Annotated in this window: 8 protein-coding genes; 6 read left to right on the top strand and 2 right to left on the bottom strand. The window is 49.3% G+C overall.

Going from position 1 to position 13,068, the window contains the following annotated elements; translation table 11 throughout:
• Positions 1-41: 41 nt before the first annotated feature.
• Complete coding sequence (locus tag MJ770_RS05130) at positions 42-1,553, bottom strand: helicase HerA-like domain-containing protein (RefSeq protein ID WP_239250529.1); 1,512 nt, start codon at positions 1,551-1,553, stop codon at positions 42-44.
• Positions 1,554-1,779: 226 nt separating this feature from the next.
• Between MJ770_RS05130 and MJ770_RS05125 the strand changes: the two genes are divergently transcribed.
• The gene (locus tag MJ770_RS05125; protein ID WP_320412214.1) at positions 1,780-2,598 is read left to right on the top strand and encodes a DUF4197 domain-containing protein; all 819 of its coding nucleotides are present in this window, start codon (positions 1,780-1,782) and stop codon (positions 2,596-2,598) included.
• Between the two features lie 63 nt (positions 2,599-2,661).
• The gene (locus tag MJ770_RS05120) at positions 2,662-3,054 is read left to right on the top strand and encodes a YqaA family protein (RefSeq protein WP_239250528.1); all 393 of its coding nucleotides are present in this window, start codon (positions 2,662-2,664) and stop codon (positions 3,052-3,054) included.
• Between the two features lie 86 nt (positions 3,055-3,140).
• Here MJ770_RS05120 and MJ770_RS05115 read toward each other — a convergent pair whose 3' ends face one another.
• Entirely contained in the window at positions 3,141-6,266 is a 3,126-nt protein-coding gene (locus MJ770_RS05115; protein ID WP_239250527.1) for an EAL domain-containing protein, read from the bottom strand.
• A gap of 243 nt (positions 6,267-6,509) precedes the next feature.
• Here MJ770_RS05115 and MJ770_RS05110 point away from each other — a divergent pair, with 243 nt between their 5' ends.
• The 4 genes from MJ770_RS05110 to mpl all read left to right on the top strand — a co-directional run bounded on the left by MJ770_RS05110 (position 6,510) and on the right by mpl (position 12,961).
• The gene (locus MJ770_RS05110; RefSeq protein ID WP_239250526.1) at positions 6,510-6,767 is read left to right on the top strand and encodes a hypothetical protein; all 258 of its coding nucleotides are present in this window, start codon (positions 6,510-6,512) and stop codon (positions 6,765-6,767) included.
• Between the two features lie 784 nt (positions 6,768-7,551).
• A complete protein-coding gene (gene metH, locus MJ770_RS05105; RefSeq protein ID WP_239250525.1) occupies positions 7,552-11,283 on the top strand; it encodes a methionine synthase in 3,732 nt (1,243 codons plus the stop codon).
• Between the two features lie 159 nt (positions 11,284-11,442).
• Positions 11,443-11,625 (top strand): DMT family protein, encoded by a 183-nt coding sequence (locus MJ770_RS15585; RefSeq protein ID WP_445083127.1) that lies wholly within the window; start codon positions 11,443-11,445, stop codon positions 11,623-11,625.
• A gap of 1 nt (position 11,626) precedes the next feature.
• Positions 11,627-12,961: a UDP-N-acetylmuramate:L-alanyl-gamma-D-glutamyl-meso-diaminopimelate ligase gene (mpl, locus tag MJ770_RS05100; RefSeq protein WP_239250524.1), complete on the top strand. Its 1,335-nt coding sequence runs from the start codon at positions 11,627-11,629 to the stop codon at positions 12,959-12,961.
• Positions 12,962-13,068: the final 107 nt, after the last annotated feature.

Genomic DNA, 13,068 nt, shown 5'->3' with positions numbered 1-13,068 from the left:
TGCTTTTGCCAACAATGAAGGAAACTTACTACACAATTTACTTATCGTTTACCGCCAAAAATCGAACCAAGTACACCACGAACAATTTGCCGCCCAATTCTTGAGCCAATAGCACGAGCAGCACTTTTGGCAAACGCCTCACCTACACCTTCACGACTTTTTGATGTACCGCCACCAAATATACTTCCCCATATCCCGCCGAATCCATCGCTGCTACTCTTGCCTTCTTGAGCTGGTGCAGCAGCCGGTACAGTTGTGCCTTCTGCGGGCTCATTGCTAGCGCGTTTCTTGATTTTTTCGTAAGCCGATTCGCGATCCACTACTTTTTCATAGTGGCCAACAAGTAGCGAGTTTTGAATAACGGTTTTTCGTTCCGCTTCATTAATCGGGCCAATTTGAGCCTGTGGCGGAACAATCAGTGCACGTTCAACAATATTCGGGCGGCCTTTTTCGTCCAGACATGAAATGAGTGCTTCGCCTACGCCCAGCGTAGTAATAGCGACTTTTTCGTCCAGGTCGGGATTGTCACGCATGGTTTCAGCTGCTGCCTTCACAGCCTTCTGGTCGCGTGGGCTAAAGGCACGTAGCGCGTGCTGCACGCGGTTGCCGAGCTGACCCAGCACCTTGTCCGGCACATCTGCCGGGTTTTGGGTGACAAAATACACACCTACGCCTTTAGACCGAATCAGTCGTACCACCTGTTCAATTTTATCGAGTAGTGCCTCAGGAGCATCGTTGAACAACAAATGCGCTTCGTCAAAGAAGAATACCAGTCTGGGCTTGGCAAGATCACCCGCCTCTGGCAGATTCTCAAATAGCTCGGAAAGTAACCACAGCAACATAGTGGAATACACTTTGGGCGAAGACATTAATTTATCGGCGGCCAGAATGTTAATCATGCCATGGCCGTTAGCATCTGTCTGCATCAGGTCAGCAATATTGAGCATCGGCTCACCAAAAAAACTTTCACCGCCTTGCATTTCAATTTGCAGCAGGCCGCGTTGAATTGCACCGATGCTGGCGGTTGAGATGTTGCCATATTCGGTGGTGAAGTCTGCTGCATTGTCACCAACACTCTGCAATAGCGCGCGCAAATCCTTCAAGTCAAGTAATAACAGCCCACTGTCATCAGCCACTTTGAACACTAGTGCCAGCACGCCCAGCTGCACTTCGTTCAAATTTAACATACGCCCAATGAGCACCGGCCCCATGTCAGAAATAGTGGCACGTAGCGGATGCCCCTTGGTTCCGAATACATCCCAGAACGTCACAGGGTAGGCGCGATGCACAAAATTTTTCAGTTCGAGTTGCGCGACTCTTTCGGCAACTTTTTGATTGTTGCCACCGGCCTTGCTCAAACCGGACAAATCCCCCTTGACATCAGAAAGAAATACGGGTACACCAATAGAACTGAAGGATTCCGCAAGTGTTTGCAGGGTAACAGTTTTGCCAGTTCCTGTCGCACCTGCTACCAGTCCATGGCGGTTGGCCATTTGCGGCAGTAGAAAAAGTTCTTGCTTGTTATGCTTAGCGATCAATAGCGGTTCGCTCATATTGACTCCGAGTTGATTTGGTGGCTCTGCAAAAAATGTGGCAGAAATGTAATGATTACATGCATACACTAATTCAGTATTACAATGCAGGAAAATTATGCATCCTCACCAACACGCTTTTACCACATTGGTAATAATATACTCGATACTCAATCTGAGTGTTTCCCAAAAAGTTTACAACAGTTTAATGCCAAATTTTAAACCACCTCATTAAAGGAGAAATACCATGATGCCTCGACATATAATCCAAAGCGTTCTATTTGCCTTTATCACGCTTGCTGCCAGCCATACTCACGCCATTGACTTTGGTGACTTAATCAACAAAGGGCTTGACAATTTTGGCAAATCCAGCCCTGAAAACTCAGAGTCTGCCGCCCCTAGCAACACACCAGCGACAACTGGGGCTGAAAAATCTGCAACAAATTTGGCCGATTTTAGCAACAATGATCAGGTTTCCAGCTTGAAACAAGCCCTTATTCAGGGTGCAGAAACTGCCGTGGCCAACCTTTCCAAAGAGAATGGTTACCTCGGCAACGACAAGGTGCGCATTCCTCTGCCGGAAAGCCTGCAAAAAGCAGATGGCTTATTACGTAAATTTGGCATGGGAAAGTTTTCCGACGACTTGACTACCTCTATAAATCGCGCCGCCGAAGCAGCGGTGCCTGAGGCAAAAGATCTGCTAGTCGGCGCTGTCAATAAAATGAGCGTAGAAGATGCCAAAAGCATACTCACAGGTGACAGTGATGCCGCCACGCAATATTTCCGCAAAAACACTGAAACTGCGTTGACCGAAAAATTTAAACCTATCGTGGCAACTTCAATGCAGAAAGTAAAGCTCGCGGAAACCTATGATCAATTCGCTGGAAAGGGCGTGCAGTTTGGTTTGATAGACGAACGTGATACCAAGATGGATGACTACATTACGCGCAAGGCAATGGACGGCTTGTTTTTAATGATGGCCGAACAGGAAAAAGTGATTCGCGCAAACCCACTTAAAGCAACCGGTAATCTGGCAAAAAAGATTTTTTCGGCAATCAAGTTTTAATCAGTCTGTCATTAATTTTTAGCAAGAAAGGTGGCTTTAACAGAGCCCGCCGACTTTCTGAGCATGACTGAATCTACCAGTCTGCTATCGCTTTTCATAAGCAGCTTCCTCGCCGCCACCTTGCTTCCTGGTGGCTCCGAAGTTGTACTGATTGGTGTGCTGAAAGTGTATCCGGAATTATTTTGGCCCGCACTTTTGCTAAGTGCTCTCGGCAATACGCTAGGTGGTATGGTGTCATTCGGTATGGGTCGGTTACTACCTCAAACCCGTAAGCTTAAACATGTGGAAAAAATACAGCACTATGGCACACCTGCATTGCTGCTAGCCTGGGTGCCATTACTTGGTGATGCACTGTGTCTTGCTGCCGGATGGCTAAGACTTAATCCATGGCAGGCCGCATTTTTCATGGCACTAGGTAAATTCGCGCGTTATTGGATAATTGCGATTGCATTCTAGATTTGAAGGCGCATCTAAAAATTCAAGTTTCTATGCAAAATCAGGGAAGAGTTAAAAAATTCGAGCGCAGCCTATACGAGACTCTATCAGGCATTCAATCGAGAAAACTCCTCGAATTGGTCGGCTGGCAATGGCTTGCAATAATAATATCCCTGCCACTCATCACACCCCTGCTCCAGCAGGAACGCTAACTGTCCCGCTGTCTCCACACCTTCGGCGATAGTTTTCAGCCCAAGGCTCTTTGCCATATTGATAACAGCGCTAACGATAGCCCTGTCTTCCGGATCGGTGCAGATATCGCGCACGAAAGACTGATCAATCTTGAGTTTGTACACCTTAAATTTCTTCAGGTGGCTCAGTGATGAAAAGCCGGTACCAAAGTCATCAATCGACATGCGCACGCCACGCTCGTGCAGCTTGTTCATTACGGCAATTGCCTGTTGCGGATCGTGCATCGCCACACCCTCGGTCAGCTCCAGTTCCAGATATTCCGGCCGCAAGCCCTCTTCGTCGAGGATGCGCGTTATCAGATCAGGCAAGTCGGGGTGGCGAAACTGAATTACGGAAAGATTCACTGCCATACTCATTGGGGCAAGGCCATTCTGCACCCATGATTTTGCCTGCCGCACCGCATGCCTCAATACCCAAACCCCAATCGGCAGGATCAGCCCACTTTCTTCGGCGACGGGGATAAATTCCGCTGGCGAAACTGAACCTAACACTGGATGTGTCCAATTTAGCAAAGCTTCCACCCCGATAATGTGGCCGTCACGCGCGGATATCTGCGGCTGATAGTAAATCTGAAGTTGATCGCGTTCAATCGCTTGGCGTAGCGCATTGACCACGTTCAGATGACGCATCGAACGAATTTGCATTTCCGCAGTAAAGAACCGGTAACCATGACGACCTTCGTGCTTGGCTCGATACATGGCTGAATCAGCACTTTTGGAAAGAGTCTCCAGATCTGCGCCATCACTCGGATAAATTGCAATGCCGATTGAGGCAGTTATATCCAGATCATACTGTACTATTTTGCACGGTTCGGCGATAACATCCAGCAGTTTTTGCGCCACATGGGACGCCTCGTGCGCATCGACTCCGTACAACAAAAAGATGAATTCATCCCCACCAAGACGTGACACCATATCTTCCTCGCGAAGCACCAAGCGCAGTCGTTTGGCTAGCTCGATCAGCAAAGCATCGCCTACACTGTGGCCGAGAGTATCGTTAATGTTCTTGAAGTGGTCGAGATCAAGGAACATCAATGTAACCGGCACTTGACTCCGCTGCGCCAAACTAATGACATGTTTAGCGTGCTTGTTTAGTTGGGCGCGGTTCGGTAGCCCGGTGAGCGCATCGAAATGCGCTAGAAATTGAATACGGTTCTCGGCTTCCTTGCGCGCTGTAATGTCTCGGGTAATACCAAGCAACATCGTAATTTTGCCGTCCGCATCACTGAGTGGCGCGGCATGAGTCTCGAGCCAGTGCTGTTTACCTTTGCCCCCCTTTATTTCGAACTCAAAAATACAATTTTCTCCACCCATCACGCGCTTGTGCATGGCGAGAAAAGAATCGTGATATTCGGAAAGAATAAAGTCTACAAGATTATGCTGTTGCACCTCCTCTATAGAATCCGCCTCGAGCATGGCAAGGCCTATAGCGTTCATTTCCATGATTCGTCCGTCGCTGCCTACGACCATTATGCATTCCGGCTCTGTCTCAATGATGGTCCGTAAGCGCTGTTCGCTTGCCCGCAATGCTTCTTCTGCCCGCTTGCGCTGCGCCTCATGTTCAAAGTTTTTCAGCGCATAGTCTATGTCCATCGCCATTCCCACAAGCAAATTGCGCACATTTTCGTCAAATGCGTTATCCACATCGGTATAGAGAGTTAAAACCCCAATAACCTCATCATTCCGATGCAGGGGAAGTGCGGCAGATGACACCCATCCAAACTGTGCACTGTGCTTACGCCATGGGGTCGTGATGGGGTCATGTTGAAAATTTTGACGCCAAAACGGCAAATCTCCGCGGAACGCCGAGCTAGTCGCCCCACGCCCGTATAGTCCATCGGCTTCCACTGAAATTTGCAGCCCGCTCAGATATTCCACGCCACTGCCAAAGGATGTAATCGGCGTTATATGTTTGCTATGCTCATCAAGAACGCCTATCCATGCCATGTCCATCCCGCCGAAATTCACTACAACGCGGCAGACTTGCTCCAACAACTCCGCCTCGCTAGTGCAACGCACGATGGCCTGGTTACACTTACTCAAAGCGGCATAAAGCTTGGTCAAGCGCTGACTTTTTGCTTCGGCTTCTTTGCGCTGAGTGTCAATTCTAGCCAGATTCATCTGCGTTTCCGACAACCAGTCCAGCACGCTGTTCTCCATGCCTTTGGCGACCGAGATTACGGATGAAAAGTTTCCACTGCCAAGGTGGGCGATACGCGTATGCAGCTCGTTCACTGAACCACCCAAAATCGTGTACAAATTCCGTTGTAATTTCCACAGCAGGAACGCTAACAGCAAACCCACCATTATGTAGGCCACACACATTTTTGAAGCATGAGTTTTGGCGGCATGAACAATTTCCAGCGTACGCTGATCCATCATTCTTTGAAACTGACTGATTGGCCGCATGACACTGGCTTTGGCTTGGTGATAGGTTGCATCATGCAGCATTAGCGTTGCTTTGACACGATTTACCTCAATCGGCGAACTGGTTGACTCGATCAGCTCCATTGCGGCCAATTCAGTGCGCGTGAGCATATCCGAGTTATTTTTTGCCTCCACCAGCTTGGCGAATTCTGCTTCAGTAAAACCAACCCCTCTCATCAAATCCAGCAAAGGAACCGCTATCTCCGACAGCTGCGAACGCTGGCCGTCTCCCTGCACGATATCCCAGTAGATGTTTGGGTAGTCGATTGGACGAGGCTTCCTGCCATTTCGAATATCGAGAATTTCCTGGTAGCGCTGCTTGTAGATGGGGGTGCCGGTCACCACATAAGTGCGAACCATACGGGTAAGGTCATCAGATGACTGTCGCAACTCATTAGACAGCAGCAATGAATGCTGCCGCAAATCGTTAACGCGACTGACCTCTCTTTCTGCCTCAACATAAACAGCAAAGGTTGCAGCTAAAACAACAAGCATTCCCAGCGTCAACCAGAAATGGAGTGACAATCGAGACAAATTGTCTTTAAAAATTGTCATTGTGGCCATTCCTTTTGGGCGCGCTGCAAATCGTAAAAATAGTTAGCCATCGCCCAATGATTCTGAGATTCTGACGCGGGTTCAATTTCGAAACACAACAAGATCATTCGTCACTTGGGCCAAGTTGATTGCGCTAAAGCAACGCTGATTTAGTAAGCACCATACTGTTATTAAACGTTTTAAACAACTATAAATAACAAACACAGCAGGCCGACTTAAAACAGCAGTTTTGGATACGAAGCCATGCCTGTCGCTACCGTACCATTCAAGCTCTGTCGTTTTTCAGCAAAGAAAGCGGGTGAACAATTGATTGCCGATGTCGGAGAGACCTTGCAACGTAACGGCATGAAGTTCAAAACGGGTACCAACGTGGACGCCAGAGTCGTATCAGGGCAATTTTTTATCCGGCCACAGCACTTTCGTTCGTTATGCATGCACTTTTTGATCCTTTCCAGACTAATTACTGGGTGTCCATTTTTCAACTTTAGGTTTGGATATTAACCTTAACGCAGCCCGCGAAATGATGCGGGTCATGTGCCCACCGGCAAACTCATTGATCAAAGTTTTACCCAATTTTTTTGTCGATTTATAATTTGAACTGAGATATTGCCTTAAGCGATCTACTACTACTCGGGAGTGCACGCATGTGTTGAATGCTATTCATAATAACAAAAAAAGTATCGTGCAAGCGTCGGGAGGTTAGTGAGTCGCAGCAAAAGCTTAGCTGAACGAGGATAGGTTTTGACGATTTCGCAGGATATATAGTTGTTCTATTGCGCAAACAAAGTGGGGAAATATAATCCGCTCAATTAAATTTGCAGCTAATTTCCTTTAAGTCCGACAGGCTGCCATGCGATACAAAGCAAGAATAAAAAATTTGAGCGCTACATATAGCTCATATGGCAAGCGATAATTTTTCGAGCAATGCCGTATTGTGACTAAACATGGTAAGCAGACAAGCCACCAAATGACTGCTCGCAAAATTGCGATTTCTAGAGGTTTGCATAAGACACAGCTCTGGATAAACAAAAAACAGCAAGCGCCGTCTTTTGCCACCGAACCCCGTGTGCGTCCCTCCCAAAACGGACTCTCCAGTAAGCGACTGCCAACATCGAATGGGCACGCCAATCTAAAAACTGCAAATATTGTGAACAACCCAAAGCCAGCTCAAAATGAATTATTCCATTGCCTGCAATCGCGCAGACAACGACATAATTGACTGTTAAGAGATTCGTCTTGCATGAGGCATGTTAAAATCCACTTTCATTTTTAAATATCTGACGCTATGAACCCCACCCCCCATCTTATTGAACGCTTGCTGGAACAACGCATCCTTATACTGGACGGTGCGACGGGAACGATGATTCAGCTATACAAATTGACCGAGGAGCATTATCGCGGCGTAGTCGCACATGACGGTAATACCGAGCCTCGTCAGAGTTTTGCCGACCACCCGCTCGACCTCAAAGGCAACAATGACCTACTGACGCTGACGCAACCGCAGATCATTCGCAGCATCCATGCAGAATACTTGGAAGCGGGAGCGGACATCCTTGAGACCAATACCTTCAACGCCAACTCCGTGTCGATGGCAGATTACCAGATGGAGCATCTGGTATATGAGTTAAACGTGGCTGGCGCAAAGTTGGCACGTGATATGTGCAACGAATACGAAAAACGGATACCCGACAAGCCGCGCTTTGTAGCGGGCGTGTTGGGACCAACTACACGTACAGCATCCATATCCCCGGACGTAAATGACCCCGGTTTCCGCAACATCAACTTCGATCAGCTGGTGGAAGGCTATACCGAAGCCATACGCGGCCTGCTGGATGGTGGAGCAGATCTACTGATGGTGGAGACTATTTTCGACACGCTGAACGCCAAGGCCGCATTGTTCGCCATCGAGCAATATTTCGATCTTCATAACGTGCGCGTTCCGATCATGATTTCCGGCACCATCACCGACGCTTCCGGGCGCACCTTGTCGGGCCAAACGACTGAAGCATTCTGGAATTCGCTGTCGCATACCAAGCCTTTATCTATTGGACTAAATTGTGCGCTTGGAGCGGAACTAATGCGCCCTTACGTCGAGGAATTGTCGCGTGCCGCCACCACTTATGTGAGTGCGCATCCCAATGCCGGCTTGCCTAATCCACTGTCTGATTCTGGCTATGACGAATCGCCGGAACATACCGCCAAGCTAGTTAAGGAGTTTGCCACTAGCGGCTTCCTCAACATCGCGGGCGGCTGTTGCGGTACCACGCCGGCACACATCAAGGCAATTGCCGAGGCATTAAAAGGAATCCCGCCGCGCCGCATCCCAGAGCTTGAAAAAAAATGTCGACTATCCGGTCTGGAGCCATTCAACATCGGCGATGATTCCTTATTCGTGAACGTCGGTGAGCGCACCAACGTTACCGGTTCGAAAATGTTTGCACGCCTCATCCTCGCCGAGGATTACACGACAGCCGTCAACGTGGCGCAACAGCAAGTAGATAATGGCGCACAGGTTGTAGACATCAACATGGACGAAGCGATGCTGGATTCGCAATTTGCCATGACGAAGTACCTCAACCTTATCTCATCAGAGCCAGATATTTCGCGCGTACCGCTTATGATTGATTCATCCAAATGGTCGGTAATCGAGGCTGGTCTGAAATGCGTACAGGGCAAGGCCATCGTCAACTCGATCAGCATGAAAGAAGGCGAAGCCGAGTTCATCAAATATGCCAAGCTGGTGCGGCGCTATGGTGCAGCGGCAGTCGTAATGGCATTTGACGAACAGGGTCAGGCCGATACTCAACAGCGCAAGATGGAAATTTGTAAACGCAGCTATGACATTCTGGTGAATCAAGTTGGTTTCCCGCCGGAAGATATTATTTTCGACCCGAATATTTTCGCCATTGCCACCGGCATAGAGGAACACAACAACTACGCGGTGGATTTTATTGAAGCCACGCGCTGGATCAGACAAAACCTGCCTTACGCAAAAGTTAGCGGTGGTGTATCCAATGTATCGTTCTCATTCCGTGGTAACGATGCGGTACGCGAAGCTATTCACACTGTGTTTCTCTATCATGCGGTGCAAGCGGGTATGAACATGGGGATTGTTAATGCCGGTCAGCTCGGTGTGTACGATGAAATTCCAAAAGATTTGCGCGACGCGGTGGAAGACGTAGTATTGAATCGACGTCCCGATGCAGGCGAGCGACTGGTAACGGTGGCCGAAAATGTGACCGGCGGCGCCAAGGCCCAAGTGGAAGATCTGGCATGGCGACAAGGCACTGTGCAGGAACGCCTGACCCACGCTTTGGTGCGTGGCATTAACACCTATGTCGTTGAAGACACAGAGGAAGCTCGGTTACAGGCGTCTTACCCAGTTGAGGTGATCGAAGGTGCGCTGATGACCGGCATGAACGTCGTTGGCGACCTGTTCGGCGCGGGCAAAATGTTCTTGCCACAAGTGGTGAAATCCGCACGCGTGATGAAGCAAGCAGTAGCGCATTTGGTGCCATTTATAGAAGCAGAGAAGGCACGTTCGGGTAACAATAAACCCAAGGGCAAGATCCTCATCGCCACAGTCAAGGGTGATGTGCATGACATCGGTAAGAACATCGTCACGGTGGTGCTGCAGTGCAACAATTTCGAAGTTATCAACATGGGCGTGATGGTGCCGTGCCAGAAAATTTTGGACACAGCACGCGAGCACAAAGTCGACATTATTGGCCTGTCTGGATTAATCACGCCCTCACTGGAAGAGATGGCGTATGTAGCCAAGGAAATGCAACGCCAAGAATTCACCATCCCGTTGCTGATCGGTGGCGCAACCACTTCTCGCATGCATACAGCGGTAAAAATCGAGCCTAACTATACCAGCGGCGTCACCGTTTATGTAACGGATGCATCGCGTGCGGTGGGTGTGTGCAACAACCTGTTGAGCAGCACGTTACGTGACGACTATGTGGCTGGCATAAAGACCGACTATGCCAAGACGCGTGAACTGCATGCCAACAAAAAACCACAAGGTGCCCGTTACAAGCTGGCTGATGCACGCGCGCATGGTCTGAAAACAGACTGGGCCAGCTATACACCGCCCAAACCCAATTTCCTTGGTGTGCAGGCGCTAAGCGATTACTCACTGGCAGAAATCAGCCCCTACATCGACTGGACGCCCTTCTTCCAGACTTGGGAGCTGTCCGGGCGCTATCCGAAAATTCTCACTGATGAAGTGATTGGCGAAGCAGCACGTAATTTGTTTGACGATGCACAGGCCATGCTCAAGCGCATCGTAGATGAAAAGTGGTTAGGTGCAAACGCAGTGTTTGGTCTTTTTCCGGCCAACAGTGTAAATAGCGACGACATCGAAATTTACACTGATGAATCACGCAGCCAAGTAGCCATGACTTGGCACAACCTGCGCCAGCAAATGGTAAAGCCAAAAGACAAGCCCAACCTCAGCCTCGGTGATTTTATTGCGCCCAAAGAAAGCGGCGTGTCTGATTATATCGGCGCGTTTGCGGTCACTGCCGGCATCGGTATTGACGAGCGCGTAGCGGAATACGAGAACAAGCATGATGACTACAACAGTATTCTGCTGAAAGCCTTGGCCGACCGTCTGGCCGAAGCCTTCGCCGAAATGCTGCATGCCCGTGTTCGACGCGAGTTCTGGGGCTATGCTGCTGATGAACAGATCAGCACTGAAGATTTAATCGATGACAAATATCGCGGCATCCGCCCAGCCCCAGGTTACCCGGCTTGCCCCGATCACACTGAGAAACAGGCCCTGTTTGAACTACTGGACGCACCTAACAAAGCTGGTATTACACTCACTGAAAGTTTTGCCATGCTGCCGACAGCTGCTGTAAGCGGCTTTTATTTTTCTCATCCGCAATCGCAATATTTTGCCTCGGCAAAAGTAGACAAAGATCAGATAGAAGACTACGCACAGCGCAAGGGGTTAAGCCTTGAAGAAACCGAACGCTGGTTAGCGCCCGTTTTAAATTATGATGCTTAACGATAAAGGGGCCTGACAATATCCGCGTAAACTTTTGAATTGCGCTATTTCCTGAAAAGTTCAGCATGGCAATATGCATTGCTATGCTGAAAGTAGCGGCTTCAATTTTCTGATCGCACACCACTGTTGCTAACCGCACCACAGTTAATTGCTGCAAACATGTTCACGACTATTGCCCGGCATGGGCACCTCCAAAGAATTATCCATTCGCCGAGTACATTACTGCATTGGCGCAGCTGGAGTAAAGCACTATTCGAGAGCTTGCTCCAAGCACCAGCCAACCGCATCGGCTATACCGCGCGATCCCTGACGAACGCGAAGATTCTTATTTTCAAGGCATAACATGCACATCCATATTCTTGGTATTTGTGGCACCTTCATGGGTGGCATAGCTGTACTGGCCAAACAAGCAGGACATCGCGTAACCGGCTGCGACGCCAACGTTTATCCGCCGATGAGCACACAACTTGAGGCACAAGGCATAGAGCTGATTGAAGGCTTCGGCCCGGAACAGATCACCCTTCTACCGGATATTTTTGTTATCGGCAATGTAGTATCGCGCGGAAATCCGCTGATGGAAGAAATTCTCAATCGCAACCTACCCTACATTTCCGGCCCACAGTGGCTGGCGCAAAACCTGCTACAGGGAAAGTGGGTGCTGGCAGTTGCAGGCACCCATGGCAAGACCACCACCAGCTCTATGCTGGCATGGATACTGGAATATGCCGGCTTGAATCCAGGATTCCTGATCGGCGGTGTGCCGCAGAATTTTGGACTCTCTGCACGTTTAACCGATACGCCTTTCTTCGTCATTGAAGCGGATGAATATGACACCGCGTTTTTCGACAAACGCTCCAAGTTCATTCATTACCGTCCGCGTACCGTCATCCTCAACAATCTGGAGTTCGACCACGCTGACATATTTGCTGACCTCGCCTCCATCGAAACACAATTCCATCATCTGGTGCGCACGGTGCCCGGTAACGGGCTGATTATCAGCAACGGCCGAGCCGATTCATTGAAGCGCGTTATCAATCACGGCTGCTGGACACCTGTGGAATTATTTGCCGGTGCTGACAGCTGGAACATCGACGCTGATAATCACGTTACTTTTAATAGCTCAGCAAATGGCGAACTGAAATGGGAATTAATGGGCGAACACAACCGCTTGAACGCACTCGCCGCACTTGCCGCCGCACGTCATGCCGGTGTGCCCGTCACGCTAGGACTGGCTGCATTGAGCGAATTTAAAAACGTCAAACGTCGTATGGAAGTAAGAGGCGTGGTCAACGGTATCACCGTGTATGACGACTTTGCGCATCACCCCACTGCGATTGCCACCACCGTGTCAGGGCTGCGCGCTGAAGCAGGCAGTGCACGCATCCTGGCAGTACTGGAGCCGCGTTCCAATACCATGAAACTCGGCGTAATGAAGAACGCTCTGCCCGACAGTCTTAAGGATGCAGACAGGATATTTTGCTACGACTTCAACCTCGGCTGGGATGCACGTGCGGCACTCGCTCCGCTGGGAGAAAGGGCTGTCATAAAAGATAATCTGAACGAATTGATATCCGCTATTGTTACCGCCGCTCGACCCGGTGATAACATTCTGGTCATGAGTAACGGCGGATTTGGCGGGATACATGAGAAGTTGTTGCAGAGGTTAGCTAGTTCATAATGCCATATGCTTCGAGCAATTGAGAGTTCGCGCTCATGTATGTGCAGCAAAAATTTGAGCAGCAGATGCTTGAAAATCTGCATTTTTAGATGTCAGCAATTAGAATT

Source organism: Candidatus Nitrotoga sp. M5 (genome assembly GCF_927904885.1).
Classification (GTDB): Bacteria; Pseudomonadota; Gammaproteobacteria; order Burkholderiales; family Gallionellaceae; genus Nitrotoga.
The sequence above is the reverse complement of the archived record's forward strand: the minus strand, read 5'-3'. Positions and strand labels throughout refer to the sequence as shown.

What these genes read in the sequence shown, in the direction of transcription:
- mpl (WP_239250524.1), top strand. Translation starts at nt 11,627, where the DNA reads ATGCACATCCATATTCTTGGTATTTGTGGCACCTTCATGGGTGGCATA.
- MJ770_RS05120 (WP_239250528.1), top strand. Translation starts at nt 2,662, where the DNA reads ATGACTGAATCTACCAGTCTGCTATCGCTTTTCATAAGCAGCTTCCTC.
- MJ770_RS05125 (WP_320412214.1), top strand. Translation starts at nt 1,780, where the DNA reads ATGATGCCTCGACATATAATCCAAAGCGTTCTATTTGCCTTTATCACG.
- metH (WP_239250525.1), top strand. Translation starts at nt 7,552, where the DNA reads ATGAACCCCACCCCCCATCTTATTGAACGCTTGCTGGAACAACGCATC.
- MJ770_RS05110 (WP_239250526.1), top strand. Translation starts at nt 6,510, where the DNA reads ATGCCTGTCGCTACCGTACCATTCAAGCTCTGTCGTTTTTCAGCAAAG.
- MJ770_RS05130 (WP_239250529.1), bottom strand. Translation starts at nt 1,553, where the DNA reads ATGAGCGAACCGCTATTGATCGCTAAGCATAACAAGCAAGAACTTTTT.
- MJ770_RS15585 (WP_445083127.1), top strand. Translation starts at nt 11,443, where the DNA reads ATGTTCACGACTATTGCCCGGCATGGGCACCTCCAAAGAATTATCCAT.
- MJ770_RS05115 (WP_239250527.1), bottom strand. Translation starts at nt 6,266, where the DNA reads ATGACAATTTTTAAAGACAATTTGTCTCGATTGTCACTCCATTTCTGG.